This is a genomic window from Mycobacterium sp., from assembly GCF_036488105.1.
GTDB lineage: Bacteria > Actinomycetota > Actinomycetes > Mycobacteriales > Mycobacteriaceae > Mycobacterium.
In genome coordinates, this window is record NZ_DASXHW010000151.1 from 1 (window position 1) to 16,900 (window position 16,900).

Genomic DNA, 16,900 nt, shown 5'->3' on the forward strand with positions numbered 1-16,900 from the left:
CGCGCGATCGTGCACGACGAACTCGCCGAGATCGCCGACAAGCACGGCGACGACCGTCGCACCCGGATCATCGCCGCCGACGGCGACGTCAACGATGAGGACCTGATCGCCCGCGAGGACGTCGTCGTCACCATCACCGAAACCGGCTACGCCAAGCGCACCAAGACCGACCTGTACCGCAGCCAGAAGCGTGGCGGTAAGGGAGTGCAGGGCGCCGGCCTGAAACAGGACGACATCGTGCGGCACTTCTTTGTGTGCTCGACGCACGACTGGATCCTGTTCTTCACTACCCAGGGCCGGGTGTATCGGGCCAAGGCGTACGACCTGCCCGAAGCGTCCCGCACGGCGCGCGGACAACACGTCGCCAACCTGCTGGCCTTCCAGCCCGAGGAGCGAATCGCTCAGGTCATCCAGATCAAGAGCTACGAGGACGCGCCCTACCTGGTGCTGGCCACCCGCAACGGTCTGGTCAAGAAGACCAAGCTGACCGACTTCGACTCGAACCGGTCCGGCGGGATCGTGGCGATCAATCTGCGCGGCGACGACGAACTGGTCGGCGCCGTGCTGTGCTCCTCCGAGGAGGATCTGCTGCTGGTCTCGGCCAACGGTCAGTCGATCCGGTTCGCGGCGACCGACGACGCCCTGCGTCCGATGGGCCGTGCGACCTCGGGTGTGCAGGGCATGCGGTTCAACACCGATGACTACCTGCTGTCGCTGAATGTGGTCCGTGAGGGCACATTCTTGCTGGTCGCGACATCCGGCGGGTATTCCAAGCGGACCGCGATCGAGGAGTACACCGCGCAGGGCCGCGGCGGTAAGGGCATCTTGACGATCCAGTACGACCCCCGTCGTGGCAAGCTCGTAGGTGCGCTGATCGTCGACGACGACAGCGAGGTGTACGCGATCACGTCCGGCGGCGGGGTGATCCGGACGGCGGCCCGTCAGGTCCGTAAGGCCGGACGGCAGACCAAAGGTGTTCGATTGATGAACTTGGGTGAAGGCGACACACTGTTAGCCATCGCCCGTAATGCCGAAGAGGCCGACGAACCCGGCATCGACGGCGAGGAATCGGACGCCGAGGCGTAAGCGATCGCCGACCGCGCTAGCGGTCGGGAGGCACAGTTAGGAGCTGTGGGTGACTTCACCGAACGAGCCGGGCCACACCGGTCGGGGCGACAGCCCGAACGGCAACGGCGCCGTCTCGGACGCGCCCGCGACGCCGCGCAAGCGGCCCGCTGCCCGGCCGTCGCCGGCCCAACAGCGCCAGTCCGGTCGGGGCACCGCGAGCCCCAACGCCGAGGCTCGCCTGAACCGGTTCATTTCGGGCACGGCGGCGCCGGGCGCGATCAGAACACCACCACCTGAGGCTGAGCCGGCACCGGCTCCCACCCAGAACGAGAGTCGGCAAAGCGATGCCTACGCCAGCGAGATACCCGACCTGTCCGGCCCGATTCCCCGTGCGGGACAACGTAAGCCAGCCGATGACCGACCGGACGAACCGATGACGGCGCCGGTTCGATCAGAAGGCCGTATCCAGGTGTCGTCGCGGTCGGTCGGCCCGGTTCGGGCCAGCATGCAGATCCGGCGCATCGATCCGTGGAGCACCTTGAAGGTATCGGCGGTGCTGTCGGTGGCATTGTTCTTCGTCTGGATGATCGCCGTCGCGTTCCTGTATCTGGTGCTCGGCGGGATGGGCGTATGGAGCAAGCTCAACAGCAACGTCGGGGATTTGCTGAACAACACCGGCGGCAGCGCGGAGCTGGTCTCCAGCGGCACCATCTTCGGCGGGGCGGTGCTGATCGGCCTGGTGAACATCGTGCTGCTCACCGCCGCGGCCACCATCGGCGCGTTCATCTACAACCTGACCACCGACTTGATCGGCGGCGTCGAGGTGACGCTGGCCGACCGGGACTAGCGTTTTGGGCGGGGACGCTCCGGTGCGGTAATCTCGTCGCTCGTCCGTGTACGTGTGCGGGCCTATAGCTCAGGCGGTTAGAGCGCTTCGCTGATAACGAAGAGGTCGGAGGTTCGAGTCCTCCTAGGCCCACAACCATGTGTTCGCCAAGACGTTTCGTGAGACTGGTGTTGCCGCTGGTTGCGATCGCGGTGCTGGCGGTGGTGATCCGGTCGCAGCGCGGTGTCGAGGTCTGGCACGTGGCAGCCGACCAGACCGGTGGTCGGCACGAGGGGCCTTAGCTCAGTTGGTAGAGCGCTGCCTTTGCAAGGCAGATGTCAGGAGTTCGAATCTCCTAGGCTCCACAGTGAAACTCGCAGCTCAGGCATCATCCGCCTGTAGCTTCAGCACCCCGTCTGCTCGTGTTTGGGGGCTTCCGCCTAGAACCATGCCTCGCTGCCGAGGCGAGTTCAGTAGCTCACTACTTATTCCCGTTGCCCTGCCCAGGCTTACCGTCAGCGCGGCGGCAAAGGTGTGACTGATCGAGGAGCTCGCTGCTGCGACTCCCCAGACCGGCCAAGCCCGCCGTGTCCGAGATTTCTTTGGATCTATCGGGAGGTTTCGCCGTGGCGAAGATTAGTGGGCATGCGGTCGTTCTAGGGGCAAGCATGAGCGGCCTACTTGCTGCCAGAGTGCTTTCCGATTTCTATCGAACTGTCACAGTGATCGAGCGCGATGTACTGCCGCCCGGTAGCGCACAGCGACGCGGTGTGCCTCAGGGCCGGCACGTTCACGCACTGTGGCCGCGTGGGTCGCAGATCTTAGATGAGTTGTTTCCCGGTTTCCTGACCGAACTGGTCGCCGACGGGTGCACGGTCTGGGACGACGGCGATTTCTCTAAGTACTGTTTGTCATTTGGTGGGCACCAGTTTGTCCGCTCGGGAACCATGCGTGGTTTTCAACCGCGCGATACAGCCTATTGCCCTAGCCGCCCGTTTGTAGAGGATCATGTCCGTCAACGCGTACGCGCAATTCGAAACGTCACGCTGATGGAGGGCTACGACGTTGTCGAGTTGACATCGAATGCCGACCGAAGCCGGGTCACCGGAGTCACGATCACATCGCATGAAGGAAACGAAAAGCGGGCTCTCACCGCGGATTTGGTTGTGGATGCCACCGGCCGCGGGTCCAGAACTCCAGCATTTCTGGAAAGCCTCGGCTATGACCGGCCAATCGAGGACGAGGTGGTGATGCGACTCGCCTACGCTAGCCAGTTGCTGCGGATTCCAGCCGGCATGCATAACGAGATAATGGTGCTGGTGGGGCCTGTCCCGGGACGACCGACCGGAATGGGGTTATTTACCTATGAGAACACCACGTGGATGCTAACCGCGGTCGGGTTGGTGGGACGCGAGCCACCGGCCGACCGGGCGGGCATGCTGCAGTTCATCGAGGATTGCACGCCGCCCCAGGTTATGTCGGCGCTGCGGTGCGCCGAGCCGCTGGGGGACGTGGTTCGGCATCGCACACCATCCAGTCGGTGGCGTCGCTATGACAAGATGCGTCAGTTTCCGGCCGGTCTGCTGGTATTCGGCGACGCGATATGCAGTTTCAACCCGATCTACGGCCAAGGCATGACGGTGGCTGCGCTACAGGCCATGGCCCTCGATCGTTGTTTACGCGGCGGTGCAGAGCGCTTGGCGGCCCGGTATTTCTCCGCTGCCGCCAAACCCATCGGGGTGGCTTGGCAACTCGCGGTGGGCGGCGACCTCAACCTGCCCGAAGTCCAAGGCCCCCGGCCGCTGTCGATGCGGCTGACCAACACATATGTTGATCGAGTGCAGGCTGCCGCCGAGACCGACACCGTCATCGCAACGCGTTTCCTCAAAGTCGCCGGGTTTTCCAAACCGGCTGCCAGCCTCATGGCCCCGTCGTTCATGCTTCGAGTTGCTGCGACAAACTGGCGATACAGGCGACATTCAAGCCCCTCCGTCACGCCCGGCGATATTAGAGCAGCGGAAGCGAGTTAGATCCGCGGTTCCACCTCGACGCTCGGCGGCAGCGCTGACGGCTTCGGTCGCGTCGAGCGACGGACGATCGAGAACGCGGCCGCGCCGGCGGCGAGCACCACGACCGCAGCGCCGGCCAACACCCATGGCCGCGGCCTATGCCGCTGGGCCCGCCGGGCCTGCTGCAGCGCTTCCGGTAGGCCGGTAACCACATCCTGGGCGGCCGCCAGCTCCTGCGCCAAAGCCTCTTGGGCGCTACGCAAATCGTGGGCCAGCCGGCCCTCGTGATAACGGCGGCGCAGGCTGGAGGCGCCGGCCTGCGCGGAGTGAACACCAAGCCCGACCAGTCCGCGGGTCACGTCCACCGGGCCGACCGCCGTGCTGGCCAGGCCGCGGCTCAGCCGCTCCCGCGGGGTCAACCGGGTGTGGTTCTTAGCGCGCATCTCTCGCCCTTTCGCAGGACCGCCTGGGGATACGTTCAGCCTGCCACACGGGTACCGGCACCGGATGTCCGACGGCGCGGACCGTGATGGCAGACTGTGATCCCGTGACTACCAGCCCGATTCAGACCGCCACTGCCACTCTGCACACCAACCGCGGCGACATCAAGATCGCGTTGTTCGGAAACCACGCGCCCAAGACGGTCGCCAACTTCGTGGGCCTGGCTCAAGGCACCAAGGATTACTCGACCGAGAATGCGTCCGGCGGTAGCTCCGGTCCGTTCTACGACGGCGCGGTCTTCCACCGGGTCATCAACGGCTTCATGATCCAGGGCGGCGACCCGACCGGCACCGGCCGCGGCGGCCCGGGCTACAAGTTCGCCGACGAGTTCCACCCCGAGTTGCAGTTCGACAAGCCCTATCTGTTGGCGATGGCCAATGCGGGCCCGGGAACCAACGGCTCGCAGTTCTTCATCACCGTGGGCCAGACCCCCCACCTGAACCGCAAGCACACGATCTTCGGCGAAGTCGTGGACGGGGACTCACAGCAGGTCGTCGACGCCATCGCCACCACCGCCACCGGCCCCGGCGACCGTCCGTCCGAGCCCGTCGTCATCGAGTCGATCACGATCTCCTGACGGCTGCCGCGCCGTGCCCACCGCGAAACAGACGTGAGGGCTGTGCTTTAGCCCGATCCACGACCCTGAGTTCACATCCGCGCGTAGCCCTGACGCCTGCGAGTCACGATCCCGCGTAACCGCGCGCGGTCAGCACGTCGAGCACGTCCAGCGGGTCGGTGCCGAGGTCCCAGCGCGAGAAGACGAACAGCCGGCCGTCGTTGGCGTCGATCTCGAGTAGCCGCATCTTGCGCCCGATCCGCCGGAATTCGGTGATCCGGATGCGCTTGATGTCGGGTCGTCGCAGATGGGCCGGCCGTATCCAGCCGCCGACCTGCAGACCGTCGGCGGTGATTGCCAGCTTTGGCCTCGCGCGCCACGTTCCGCCGGCAAACAAGATCAGTCCGACCGCTGCGATACCGAGCAAAAGCCGCCCCGGCGGGTCTGTGACGGCGGTCACACATGTGATAGCCATCACAATTCCGGCAAGTCCGCAAGCTGCGATTCCGGCCGTAGAAGGCGCCCACCGTGTTTGCTGCACCAGGCTCCTAGGGGTCTCTACCACTGCCGACGCGGTTATCCACAAGCGCTATCCACAATGGGGATGAATAACACGCGTGTGATCTGGTCCCTCACCCGTTGCTGGCTCAGCAACGCTGTCGGCCGACTACGCCCGTCTTACGAGGTCTGCTGGGCCTATCGCCACCGCATGGTGAGCAACAACCCACTGATCATGAAAGCAAACGCGATGGCGTAATTCCACGGGCCCAGCCCGGCCATCCAATTGAGCGCTGACGGCGCGTCGGCGCCCGTCGCGGCCAACTGGAACACCATCAGCCAGACCAGGCCGACCAGCATCAAGCCGCAGAACAACACCACAAACCACATGCTGGACGGGCCGGCCTTGACCTTGACCGGGGTGCGGCTCACCGCGCTAACGGTGAAGTCACTCTTCTTGCGGACTTTGGACTTGGGCATTTCTACCTCGGGAAACCTCGGAGCTACGGTAGGGAGAACCAGTGCAACGACGAGCGTAACGCACTCACCAGCAGCGGACGGAGAGCCGATGGCCATGCGCATCCGCCGGCTACTTTCCGCGCGCGACGGCGGGCACGCAGGATCGAGCCCGTCGCCGTGGCGGGTCGGCGTTCCGGTGGTGTGTTTATTGGCCGGGCTGCTGCTCGGGGCTACCCACGGGGTGTCCCGCGGCGGGGAGATCAGGCGCAGCGATGCACCACGGCTGGTCGATCTGGTGCGCAGCGAGCGGTCCGCCGTCGAGCAGCTGACCGCCGAACGGGACCGGCTGGCCAACACCATCGACTCGACGCACGGCCGGTCCCCCGACGCGGCGCTGGCAGCGATGCAGCGTCGGTCCGCCGAGCTGGCCGGCGACGCCGGGCTGGAACCCGTGCACGGGTCGGGTCTGACCGTCACGCTCAACGACGCGCAGCGCGACGCCAACGGCCGCTTTCCCCGCGATGCATCGCCGGACGACCTCGTCGTGCATCAGCAGGACATCCAGGCCGTCCTCAACGCATTGTGGAGCGCCGGCGCCGAGGCGATCCAGATGCAGGACCAGCGCATCATCGCGACCTCTGTGCCCCGCTGCGTGGGCAACACCTTGCTGCTCAACGGGCGCACATACAGTCCGCCGTACCGGGTCACCGCGATCGGCGACGCCGCAGCCATGCAGGCCGCACTGGCGGCCGCTCCGCTGGTGGTTCTCTTCAAGCAGTACGTGGTGCGGTTCGGGCTGGGCTACACCGAGCAGGTGTCGCCCGACGTCCGCATCGTGGGTCACACCGAGCCGTTGCGGATGCACTCCGCGCAGCCCCTCGGCCCGGTCAGTTACTAATCCGCGGCGCCATCAAATACCGTCTCGGCCAGCATGCGCCGACACCAGGCCCGGTAGGCAGCTGTGCTCCACCCGTCGCGCTGGGTGATTCGCAGGTACGTCTCGACGCTGCAGACGACGGCTGCCGTCTCGACGAGTTCGTCAAACGGGACGTCGCCCCGAAGCCATCCGCGGTCGCGGAACACGTTAAGCACTCGTCGGATTTGCCGGTTGATCCCGGCGATGAACTCGCTCAGGTACCGCTCCAACACGGGGTCGGAATTAGCACCCCCGAAAAGTGCCGGTGCCAGTTTTGCCGACGCCGTATGTATGTCCGTGACGGCTGTGGCGATGAAGTCGAGTGCCTGCGAGGGATCGCGACTGGCGATCATTTGGCGGCCGACTTCCAGATTGAAGATGTCTTCTTCCCCACTCACGCCGACGCCGGCGAGCTCGGCGGCCGCTATTAAAAGGGCAGCCTTCGGGCCTTGGCCCTGCACTGTCTCCACCGAAACGCCGGCCGCAGCAGCAATCTTCGCCAGCGTGGTGCGGGCGTAGCCCTCGGCGGCGAACAGCTCCGCAGCGGCCGCGACCACCCGGGACCGGGTTTGCTCCGCCTGCTGCTGACGTAGCTGTGATCGGTACTTTCGCGCCTGTGCGGATATTGACTCCGGTGCCACAGTAATGAATACTACCACCACGTAGTTAAGAGCGAGCCCGGGGGTGCCCAGTGTCATCCGTCATCTTGACCAGCATCCCTGCGCACGGGCATATCACGCCGCTGCTTTCGGTCGCCGAAAAGTTCGTCAAGCGGGGCGACGACGTTCGTTTCATCACCGGCACTTTTTTCGCCGACAAGGTCGCGGCCACCGGCGCCACCTTCGTACCGCTCGCCACCGAAGCGGACTTCGACCTTGATTTGCTCGCAACCTTTCCGGAGCGCGCGAAGTTGAAGGGTGTCAAAGCCGCTGCCTTCGATCTCGAAAATGTGTTTGTCCGTCCCGCCAAAGCCCAATACGAGACGCTCACGGCTGCTCTCGCAGCGGAGCGCGCCGACGTTGTGCTCGCCGAACCGCTATTTCTCGGTGCCGCATTCCTGCTCGGACACCCACCGGCAGAACGCCCCGCGATTGCGATGTGCTCGGTGATCCCGCTGCCCATTTACAGTCGCGATACTGCTCCGTTCGGCATGGGATTGGCCCCCAGCCGGATTCTGAACCGTGAGCGCAATGCTGCGCTGGCCGTATTGAATCGTCGGATGATGCGGCGGCCGTACCAGATCCTCGATGACCTGCACCGCCAGGTGCACGGCAATGACATGCCGGGCGGCCTGCTCCACTGGGGTCGTCGAGCCGACGCTCTCGTGCAATTCAGCGTTCCGTCGTTCGAATATCCCCTGTCCGACGCGCCCTCGAACCTCTACTTCGCTGGGCCGCTGTCGGCCACCGGCTCGCAAGCGCCGCTCCCGGACTGGTGGAACGATCTGGACGGGAGCCGTCCCGTCGTGCATGTCAGCCAAGGCACCGTTGCCAACACGGACTACAGCCAAGCCATCGCGCCCACGCTGCGTGCGCTCGCGGATGAGGACGTCCTGGTCTTGGTCGCAACCGGCGGTCGCTCACTGGACACGCTGCCTGCACTTCCGCCTAACGCCCGTGCAGCAACATTCCTGCCATATGACGAATTACTCCCGCGCACTTCTGTTTACGTGACGAACGCCGGTTACGGCGGCGTGCAGTACGCATTGCGCTACGGGGTGCCCGTCGTCGCCACCGGCGGTAAGGAAGACAAACCCGAGGTGGGCGCCCGCGTGGCGTGGTCAGGCGTCGGGCGGCGGATCAGAAGCGAGCACCCCTCGCCGCGCGCGCTTCGTCGCGACATTCTGGCCGTACTGAGCGACCCGTGTTACCGCCAAGCCAGCTGCCGGATAGCGGCCGAAATGGCGGCGGCCCCCGGCTTCGCCGGGCTGGCCGGCATCGTCGACCGGTTGGCCGACTCCGCGAGGGCGGCATCCGATCGGTAGCCTGGCACGATGCAGATCTTGGTCGTCGACAACTACGACAGCTTCGTCTTCAACCTGGTGCAATACCTCGGCCAGTTGGGTGTCGAGGCACAGGTGTGGCGCAACGACGACGCTCGGCTGTCCGACCCAGTCGCGGTCGCCGCTGCGGTCGACGGGATTCTGCTGAGCCCGGGCCCGGGCACGCCGGAACGGGCGGGCGCCTCGATCGACCTTGTGCGCGCCTGCGCCGCGTCACGCACGTCGCTGCTGGGCGTGTGCCTCGGCCACCAAGCCATCGGGGTGGCCTTCGGCGGCACCGTGGACCGGGCCCCCGAATTGCTGCACGGCAAGACCAGCAGTGTGTACCACACGAATACCGGTGTGCTGCAAGGCCTTCCAGATCCCTTCACGGCGACCCGGTATCACTCGCTGACCATCATGCCCGAGACAATGCCAAGCGAGCTGGAGGTCACCGCCCGCACCTGCAGCGGCGTGATCATGGGCGTGCGGCACGCCGAGCTGCCGATCCATGGCGTGCAGTTCCACCCGGAGTCGATCCTCACCGAAGGCGGCCACCGGATGCTGGCCAACTGGCTGGCCGACTGCGGCCAGGTCCTCGACGAGGGCTTGGTCCGGAAACTGGAAAGTGAGCTGGTGGACAGCTTGGCCACGGTGCGGCGCTACGACGCGGCTACTGACCGAACTTCAGCGTGATGCTGCCGTCCTTGTTGGCGCCCTGACCCGGCGACGGGCTCTGGTACACCACCCGGTTGTGTTGGGAGCCACCGGCATCGACGTCGGGGCCCCTGTCCAGGATCCCGGTCCAGCCCAGCGTGCGTAACCGCGGTTCTGCGTCGGTCCAGAACATTCCGGTTACGTCGGGCATCACGAATTGGTTGCCTTTGGACACCTGCAACTCGATCACCGTGTCGACCGGAACATTCGCTCCCGCAGGCGGATTGGTGCCGATCACGGCGCCGGCCGGGCGGGTGCTGTCCACCGGGGCCTGAGCGAACTTGGAAAAGCCGTACACCGCGAGATTCTTCTGCGCCTCGTCGGCGGTCTGCCCGGCGACGTCGGGAACCTGCTTGCTCGACGGGCCTGAGCCGACGATCACGGTGATCTCGTTGGTGATCGCCGACGTCTGATTGGCCGGCGGGTTGGTGCCGATGACTTTGTCTTTCGTTTCCGGCGTCGACGGCGAGTTGACTTGTTTGAACCGGGTGAAGCCGGCGGCCTTCAGCTTCTTCACCGCCGCGGCGTAGCTCAGCGACGAGACATCCGGCACCTCGCGCTGCTCGGGCCCGGTGGAGACCTCGACCGTGATCAGCTCGCCGGCACCGACTTTCACGTTGGCGCCCGGGTCCGTCCCGATCACATGGTCGGGTAGCACGGTCGAATCCGGCTTCTGCTGGGTGCGGGTCTTGAAGCCGTGGTTCTGCAGCGCGGCGATCGCGTCGGCCGACGCTTGATTGCGGACATCGGGCACCTGCACGTTGCGCATGCCGCCGCCGAACGTGTTGATCAGGACGGTGACGACGACGGTAAGCACCGCCAGCGCGGCGACGGCGATCACCCAGCGGCTCACCGAACCGGGACTGCGCTCGCGGGTGAAGTCGAGCTGCTGGCGGGGCAGCGGATTGGTCTGCGCTCCCGTGGAGTCGGACGAATGCGCCGCGGCCATCAGCGACGATCGGTCGGCCTCGGTGAGGATCTTGGGCGCCTCCGGCGGCTCGCCGTTGTGCACCCGCACCAGGTCGGAGCGCATCTCGGCGGCCGTCTGGTAGCGGTTCTCGGGGTTCTTGGCCAACGCCTTGAGCACGACGGCGTCGAGGTCGGCGGAGATGCCCTCGTAGCGTCGCGACGGCGGCACCGGATCTTCGCGGACGTGCTGGTAGGCCACCGCGACCGGCGAGTCACCGACGAAAGGTGGTTCGCCGGTGAGCATTTCGTAGAGCACGCAGCCCAGCGAGTACACGTCGGAGCGGGCGTCGACGGTGTCGCCGCGAGCCTGCTCGGGCGAAAGGTATTGCGCGGTACCGATCACCGCGGCTGTCTGGGTGACGCTGTTGCCGCTGTCGGACAGCGCCCGCGCGATGCCGAAGTCCATCACCTTGACCGCATTGGTGGTGCTGATCATGATGTTGGCCGGCTTCACGTCGCGGTGGATGATGCCGTGCTGGTGGGAGAAATTCAGTGCCTGGCAGGCATCGGCGATGACCTCGATGGCCCGGGTGGGCGTCATCGGTCCGTCGGTGTGCACGATGTCGCGCAGCGTCAGTCCGTTGACGTACTCCATCACGATGTAGGGCAGCGGCCCGGCGGCCGTCTCCGCCTCGCCGGTGTCGTACACCGCGACGATCGCCGGGTGGTTGAGCGCCGCCGCATTCTGCGCTTCCCGCCGGAAGCGCAGGTAGAAGCTGGGGTCGCGGGCCAGGTCGGCGCGCAGCACCTTGACCGCGACGTCTCGGTGTAACCGGACATCCCGCGCCAGATGGACCTCCGACATGCCACCGAAGCCGAGGATCTCGCCGAGTTCGTAGCGGTCGGACAGGTGCTGCGGGGTCGTCATCGCGGTTTCTCGTGTTGGGACACCACCGCGCAAGAGAAGGTCAGCGATGGTGCCTGCCTGGGTGTGGGCAGCTGGTATTGCCCTCCAGGATTACCCGCCGCCCCCCGATACGTCCAATTAGTTGGATGCGCAGGCGGCGATTCAGACTTGCTGGGTGGCGCTCCGGTGTCGGTCACGGTGGGTGTGGAGGGTTGCTGCTGCGAATTGTTGTTGTGCGAGTTCATCACGATGAGAATCGCGATGATGATCGCCAGCCCGCCCAGGACGCCGGCCGCCCACAGCAGCGCTCGCTGACCGGATGAGAAGGTGCGGCGCGGGGCCGGGGTGCGATGACCACCGGTCGTCGGCCGTGCGCGACGGGAGGCGGGCGCTCGGGTTGTGGCAGCGGCCGCCGCCCGGGTTTGCGTGCCGGACGGAATGGCCGCCGGCGTGGCGCGCGCCCCGCCCGGGGCTTGGTTGGGCCGTGGCGGGCGGCGGCCGGCGCGAACGGCGGCGACAGCGTCGGCGAACGGTCCCCCACTGCGGTAGCGCATGCCGGGGTTCTTGACCAGGGTGATCTCGATGAGCTCGCGCACGTTCGGCGGCAGGTCGGATGGCAGCGGCGGCGGAGGCTCCTTGATGTGTTTCATCGCCACGGTCAACGCGCCATCGCCGGTAAACGGCCGCTTACCCGAAATCGCTTCGTAGCCAACCACTCCCAGCGCATACACATCGCTCGACGGGGTTGCATCGTGGCCCAATGCCTGCTCGGGCGCGATGTACTGGGCGGTGCCCATCACCATGCCGGTCTGCGTCACCGGGGCGGCGTCGACCGCTTTGGCGATGCCGAAGTCGGTGATCTTCACCTGGCCGGTCGGGGTGATCAGGATGTTGCCCGGCTTGACGTCGCGGTGCACCAGACCGGAGGCGTGCGCGACCTGCAGCGCCCGCCCGGTCTGCTCGAGCATGTCCAGCGTGTGCCGCAGCGACAGCCGGCCGGTCCGCTTGAGCACCGAGTTGAGCGGCTCGCCGTTGACCAGCTCCATCACCAGATAGGCGGTGCGCCCCTCGCCCTCCATCTGTGTCTCGCCGTAGTCGTGAACGCTGGCGATGCCGGGATGGTTGAGCATCGCCGTGGTGCGCGCCTCAACCCGGAAGCGCTCGATGAATTCGGAGTCTTGGGAGAACTCGGCCTTGAGCACTTTGACCGCGACGCGACGCCCCAGCCGGCTGTCGATGGCTTCCCACACCTGGCCCATGCCGCCGGTAGCAATCAGTCGCTGCAGGCGGTAGCGGCCAGACAGCGTCACACCAACTCGCGGGCTCATGGTCCTCCCTGCAGCGCGGCCTCGATGACCGCGCGCCCGATCGGTGCGGCAAGCGCGCCACCGGTTGCCGATAACCGGTCAGCGCCGTCCTCTACAAGCACCGCGACGGCCACCTTCGGAGCCTTCGCGGGCGCAAAGGCGATGTACCACGCGTGCGGTGGCGTGTGGCGCGGGTCGGTGCCGTGCTCTGCGGTGCCAGTCTTGGATGCGATCTGCACGCCGGGGATCGCCCCTTTCTGCTGAGTGACATTCTCGGCGCCGACCATTAACTCAGTTAGCTTAGCCGCGACCTGCGGGGACACCGCACGGCGCTGTTGGTGCGGCGCGGTCGTGCTGATGTTAGCCAGGTCAGGTCCCTGCAGGCCGTCAACCAGGTAGGGCCGCATGGTCATGCCGGCATTGGCGATGGTAGCCGCAATGACCGCATTCTCCAGCGGCGTCAACGCGACATCCTTCTGGCCGATGCTCGACATTCCCAGCGCAGCGGCGTCGGGTATCGGTCCGACGGTCGATTCGGCGACCTGCAGCGGGGTCGGCTCCGGGACGACGTCCAGGCCGAAGGATTGGGCGGTGCTGCGCAGCGCGTCAGCACCAGTGAGCAGCCCCAACTGGACGAAGGCGGTATTGCACGACCGGGCGAATGCCTCACGCAGCGTGACGGTTTCGGCGTTGACGCAGGGCGCGCCACCGTAGTTTTCCAGGGTTGCGGTGCTGTCCGGTAACGGAATCGATGCCGCCGACGTGAGCTCGTCGTCCTCGGTCGCGCCGTGTTGCAACGCGGCCGCGGCGGTGATCACCTTGAACGTCGAACCGGGTGGATATGTCTGTGACATCGCGCGATTGATCAGTGGTGAGTGCGGGTCGTCGCGAAGTTGCTGCCAGGTATGCGCCTGCTGCTCGGGGTCGTGCGAGGCGAGCTGATTGACGTCGTAGGACGGCGAGGACACCAGCGCCAGAATCTTCCCGGTGGACGGCTCCAGCGCGACGACCGCGCCGCGGCACGGTCCGTTGCAGCCCTGCTGCATCGCATCCCAGCCGGCTTGCTGGATGCGCGGGCTGATGGTGGTGTCCACCGTGCCGCCGCGGGGGTCGCGGCCGGTGAAGAAGTCGGCCAGCCGGCGGCCGAACAACCGCTGATCGGATCCGTTCAGCAGGGCATCTTCGGCCCGCTCCAGACCGGTGCTGGAGTAGCGCAGCGAATAGAACCCCGTCACCGGGGCGTAGACCGCGGCATTGGGATAGACCCGAAGGAAACGGAAGCGGCTGTCGGTGGCCACCGAGTACGCCAGCAGCTGGCCGTTCGCGGTGATCTGGCCCCGCTGCCGGGAGTACTCATCGAACAGCACGCGCTGGTTGCGCGGGTCAGACCGCAGCCCGTCGGCGGTGAAGACCTGGGTGAGGGTGGCGTTGAACAATAACAGCACGATCAGGGCCATCACGGTCATCGAAATTCGGCGCAGAGAGGTGTTCATACCCGCTCGATCACCTCGGTGTTCGCGCCGGCGATCGGCGAGGTGTTGCGCGGCTTGGTCCGGAACGGCCGTCGCGCCGCATGCGAGATGCGCACCAGGATCGCCAGCAGCACGTAGTTCGCCAACAGCGACGAGCCGCCGTATGACATCCACGGCGTGGTCAGCCCGGTCAGCGGAATGAGATTGGTGACGCCACCTACGACGATGAACAACTGGATGGCCAGCGTGGAAGCCAGGCCGGCGGCCAGCAGCTTGCCGAAGCTGTCCCGCACCGCGATCGCGGTCCGCATGCCGCGGACGATCACGATGGTGTAGAGCATCAGCAGGCCGGCCAATCCCACCAGGCCGAGCTCTTCACCGAACGCCGCGGTGATGAAATCGGTTGCGGCAGCGGGCACGGTGTCCGGTTGCCCGTTGCCCAGACCGGTGCCGAAGATCCCGCCGGTGGCGAAACTGAACAGCGACTGCACGATCTGGTAGCCGGTGTTGTCCGGATCGCCGAACGGGTCCAGCCAGGTCTGCACGCGAACCCGGACGTGAGCGAACATGAAGTACGCGGCCACGCTGCCCAGAGCGAACAAGGCCAGGCCGAGGACCACCCAGCTGAACCGTTGGGTGGCCAGGTAGACGACCACTAGAAACGACGCGTATAGCAAAAGCGAAGTGCCCAAGTCCTTTTCGAAGACCATCACCGCGATCGAGGCAACCCACGCCCCGAGCAGTGGGGCGAGGTCACGCGGCCGGGGCAGATCCATGCCCAGCACATGCTTGCCCGCGCTGGTGAACAGCCCGCGCTTGGCCACCAACACGGCCGAGAAGAAAATCAGCAACAAGATCTTCGAGAATTCGGCGGGCTGGATCGAGAAGCCCGGCAACCGAATCCAGATCTTGGCGCCGTTCTGCTCGGACAGTGATTTCGGCAGCAGCGCCGGAATGGCGAGGATGACCAGTCCGGTCAGCCCGCATACGTAGCCGTAGCGAGCGAGCTGGCGATGGTCCTTCAACCAGATCACAACGAACGCGAAGGCGCCCACGCCGACCAGTGTCCACAGGATCTGCGGGTTCGTGACAGCGCGGCCACTCCCCTCGGCCAGCCGCTCGTCGAGATCGAGCCGGTGAATCATCACCAGACCCAATCCGTTGAGCAACGCCACGATCGGCAACAGCAACGGATCGGCATAGGGCGCATAGCGTCTGATGGCCAGGTGCGCGACGGCGAACACCGCCAAGAAGCCCGCGGCGTAGGTGAGTAGTTGCCAGCTGATCCCGCGTTCCTGGTTGGCCTGCACGATCGCGAACGCCGCCGTGGTGATCAGCGTGGCGAAACACAGCAGCAGCAGTTCGGCATTGCGCCGGTTCGGCAACGACGGGGTGACGGTGACCGGCGGCTGTGGCTGCGTGCTCATTCCGGAGTCCGGCAGTTGGTTCCCGGCTGGGGCGGCGGCGGGGACAGCGCTGTGACGGTCGGCGCGGCAGGTGTTGGCGAGGGATTTGCCGGAACATCTTGTGGCGCTGACGTTTCCGCGCCCGGCTGGGGTACCTGGCTGGTGGTCGTCGGGGGTGGCGGCGTCGAAGTGGGTGGCGACTGGGCGCGCGCGAGCGGGCAGAGCGGCAACAGCGACTCGGTGGCCAATCGCCGCAGCTGCGCGTTGGCCTGGTCCAGGGTGCCCACCGGCAGGCCGGCCGCGACTTGAGCGCGGGCCGACTCGGCCAGATCGGACGGCTTCATCAACTGGCAGCCACGGTTCACGGCTGCCTGCCCGTAACGGACCACCAACAACTGGCTACGGCTGTCCAGGCAACCCTGCTGATACGGCTGGTGCAGCGGCATGCCCAGGATGGATATCTGGATGCCCTGCATGATTGACACGGCGCCGTTGTAGGCGGTGACGTAGTAGTAACTGCGGATCACGGTGCGGCCGACGGCGAGCGCCGCGAGCACCAGCAGGATCATCAGAACGAGCCCGATCAATATCCGCCGCCGCGATTGGCGCGGCGGCGGAGCCGTGTCCATCTGCGGGACAACGCGTTTGGCGACCTCTTTGCGTGGTGTGATGGCCGAGGCCCGGCCGGCTGAGGTGTTGGGCCGGGTCAGTTGGTCGTGGACGTCGGATTCACCGGACACCGCGCCCGCGATAATCGGCTGCGTCGGGCCGTAGTCGGTGTCGACGACGTCGGCGACCACCACCGTCACGTTGTCGGGGCCGCCACCGCGCAACGCCAGTTCGATCAGCCGGTCGGCGCTGTCGGTGACGTCGGGAATCTTCAGGGCTTCCAGGATGGTCTCGTCGCTCACCGGATCGGAAAGTCCGTCTGAGCAAAGCAGATAGCGATCACCGAGCCGGACCTCGCGCATGGTCAGGGTCGGCTCAACCTCATGGCCGGTCAGCGCCCGCATGATCAACGATCGCTGCGGGTGGCTGTGGGCTTCCTCCTTGGTGATCCGCCCCTCGTCGACCAGGGTCTGGACGAACGTGTCGTCTTTGGTGATCTGTGTGAGTTCGCCGTCGCGCAGTAGATAGCCCCGCGAGTCGCCGATGTGGATCATTCCAATCCGATTGCCCGCAAACAGGATTGCGGTCAGTGTGGTGCCCATACCTTCGAGGTCGGGTTCCATCTCCACCTGGGCGGCGATCGCCGAGTTACCGGAGTGCACGGCGGCGTCGAGCTTGGCGAGCAGGTCACCGCCGGGCTCGTCATCGTCGAGGTGGGCCAGCGCGGCAATCACCAACTGCGACGCGACTTCACCGGCG

Annotated in this window: 16 protein-coding genes and 2 tRNA genes; 9 read left to right on the forward strand and 9 right to left on the reverse strand. The window is 66.0% G+C overall.

Annotated elements, in window-relative coordinates; genetic code table 11:
• The 5 genes from VGH54_RS07825 to VGH54_RS07845 form a co-directional block, all read left to right on the forward strand.
• The coding region (locus VGH54_RS07825; RefSeq protein ID WP_331511365.1) for a DNA gyrase C-terminal beta-propeller domain-containing protein at positions 1 to 1,086 on the forward strand (1,086 nt) is incomplete at its 5' end.
• 49 nt (positions 1,087 to 1,135) lie between these two features.
• Positions 1,136 to 1,915: a DUF3566 domain-containing protein gene (locus VGH54_RS07830; RefSeq protein ID WP_331511366.1), complete on the forward strand. Its 780-nt coding sequence runs from the start codon at positions 1,136 to 1,138 to the stop codon at positions 1,913 to 1,915.
• 58 nt (positions 1,916 to 1,973) lie between these two features.
• Positions 1,974 to 2,047: transfer RNA gene (locus VGH54_RS07835), tRNA-Ile, on the forward strand.
• A gap of 139 nt (positions 2,048 to 2,186) precedes the next feature.
• Positions 2,187 to 2,259: transfer RNA gene (locus VGH54_RS07840), tRNA-Ala, on the forward strand.
• A gap of 303 nt (positions 2,260 to 2,562) precedes the next feature.
• Positions 2,563 to 3,924, forward strand: a complete 1,362-nt coding sequence (locus VGH54_RS07845; RefSeq protein ID WP_414688668.1) for an FAD-dependent oxidoreductase — start codon at positions 2,563 to 2,565, stop codon at positions 3,922 to 3,924.
• Here VGH54_RS07845 and cwsA read toward each other — a convergent pair.
• On the reverse strand, positions 3,921 to 4,346 hold the full coding sequence (cwsA, locus tag VGH54_RS07850) for a cell wall synthesis protein CwsA (RefSeq protein WP_331511368.1): 426 nt from the start codon (positions 4,344 to 4,346) through the stop codon (positions 3,921 to 3,923). The two genes, VGH54_RS07845 and cwsA, sit on opposite strands and share 4 nt — an antisense overlap.
• Positions 4,347 to 4,432: 86 nt before the next feature.
• Between cwsA and VGH54_RS07855 the strand changes: the two genes are divergently transcribed.
• Positions 4,433 to 4,981 (forward strand): peptidylprolyl isomerase, encoded by a 549-nt coding sequence (locus VGH54_RS07855; protein WP_331511379.1) that lies wholly within the window; start codon positions 4,433 to 4,435, stop codon positions 4,979 to 4,981.
• Between the two features lie 103 nt (positions 4,982 to 5,084).
• Here VGH54_RS07855 and VGH54_RS07860 read toward each other — a convergent pair whose 3' ends face one another.
• Together VGH54_RS07860 and crgA are read right to left on the reverse strand one after the other, a co-directional pair.
• Positions 5,085 to 5,501, reverse strand: a complete 417-nt coding sequence (locus VGH54_RS07860; protein ID WP_331511369.1) for a PH domain-containing protein — start codon at positions 5,499 to 5,501, stop codon at positions 5,085 to 5,087.
• Between the two features lie 155 nt (positions 5,502 to 5,656).
• The gene (crgA, locus tag VGH54_RS07865; RefSeq protein ID WP_331511370.1) at positions 5,657 to 5,938 is read right to left on the reverse strand and encodes a cell division protein CrgA; all 282 of its coding nucleotides are present in this window, start codon (positions 5,936 to 5,938) and stop codon (positions 5,657 to 5,659) included.
• Between the two features lie 94 nt (positions 5,939 to 6,032).
• Between crgA and VGH54_RS07870 the strand changes: the two genes are divergently transcribed.
• Positions 6,033 to 6,815 carry a DUF881 domain-containing protein gene (locus VGH54_RS07870; protein WP_331511380.1) on the forward strand — a complete coding sequence of 261 codons (783 nt, stop codon included), beginning with the start codon at positions 6,033 to 6,035 and terminating at the stop codon, positions 6,813 to 6,815.
• Here VGH54_RS07870 and VGH54_RS07875 read toward each other — a convergent pair.
• Positions 6,812 to 7,474, reverse strand: a complete 663-nt coding sequence (locus tag VGH54_RS07875) for a TetR family transcriptional regulator (RefSeq protein WP_331511371.1) — start codon at positions 7,472 to 7,474, stop codon at positions 6,812 to 6,814. The two genes, VGH54_RS07870 and VGH54_RS07875, sit on opposite strands and share 4 nt — an antisense overlap.
• Before the next feature lie 65 nt (positions 7,475 to 7,539).
• On the opposite strand from VGH54_RS07875, the gene VGH54_RS07880 reads away from it, so the two are divergent.
• Together VGH54_RS07880 and VGH54_RS07885 are read left to right on the forward strand one after the other, a co-directional pair.
• Entirely contained in the window at positions 7,540 to 8,817 is a 1,278-nt protein-coding gene (locus VGH54_RS07880) for a glycosyltransferase (protein ID WP_331511372.1), read from the forward strand.
• Between the two features lie 9 nt (positions 8,818 to 8,826).
• The gene (locus tag VGH54_RS07885) at positions 8,827 to 9,510 is read left to right on the forward strand and encodes an aminodeoxychorismate/anthranilate synthase component II (protein ID WP_331511373.1); all 684 of its coding nucleotides are present in this window, start codon (positions 8,827 to 8,829) and stop codon (positions 9,508 to 9,510) included.
• Here the strand turns inward: VGH54_RS07885 and pknB are convergent.
• The 5 genes from pknB to VGH54_RS07910 all read right to left on the reverse strand — a co-directional run.
• Positions 9,488 to 11,368: a Stk1 family PASTA domain-containing Ser/Thr kinase gene (pknB, locus tag VGH54_RS07890; protein ID WP_331511374.1), complete on the reverse strand. Its 1,881-nt coding sequence runs from the start codon at positions 11,366 to 11,368 to the stop codon at positions 9,488 to 9,490. The two genes, VGH54_RS07885 and pknB, sit on opposite strands and share 23 nt — an antisense overlap.
• Entirely contained in the window at positions 11,365 to 12,675 is a 1,311-nt protein-coding gene (locus VGH54_RS07895; protein ID WP_331511375.1) for a serine/threonine-protein kinase, read from the reverse strand. The genes pknB and VGH54_RS07895 overlap by 4 nt, the downstream gene beginning before the upstream one ends.
• Entirely contained in the window at positions 12,672 to 14,147 is a 1,476-nt protein-coding gene (pbpA, locus tag VGH54_RS07900; RefSeq protein WP_331511376.1) for a D,D-transpeptidase PbpA, read from the reverse strand. Before pbpA ends, VGH54_RS07895 begins: the two co-directional genes overlap by 4 nt.
• Entirely contained in the window at positions 14,144 to 15,553 is a 1,410-nt protein-coding gene (locus VGH54_RS07905) for an FtsW/RodA/SpoVE family cell cycle protein (RefSeq protein ID WP_331511377.1), read from the reverse strand. Before VGH54_RS07905 ends, pbpA begins: the two co-directional genes overlap by 4 nt.
• On the reverse strand, positions 15,550 to 16,900 hold a 1,351-nt coding region (locus tag VGH54_RS07910; RefSeq protein WP_331511378.1), incomplete at its 5' end, for a PP2C family protein-serine/threonine phosphatase. The genes VGH54_RS07910 and VGH54_RS07905, both read right to left, overlap by 4 nt.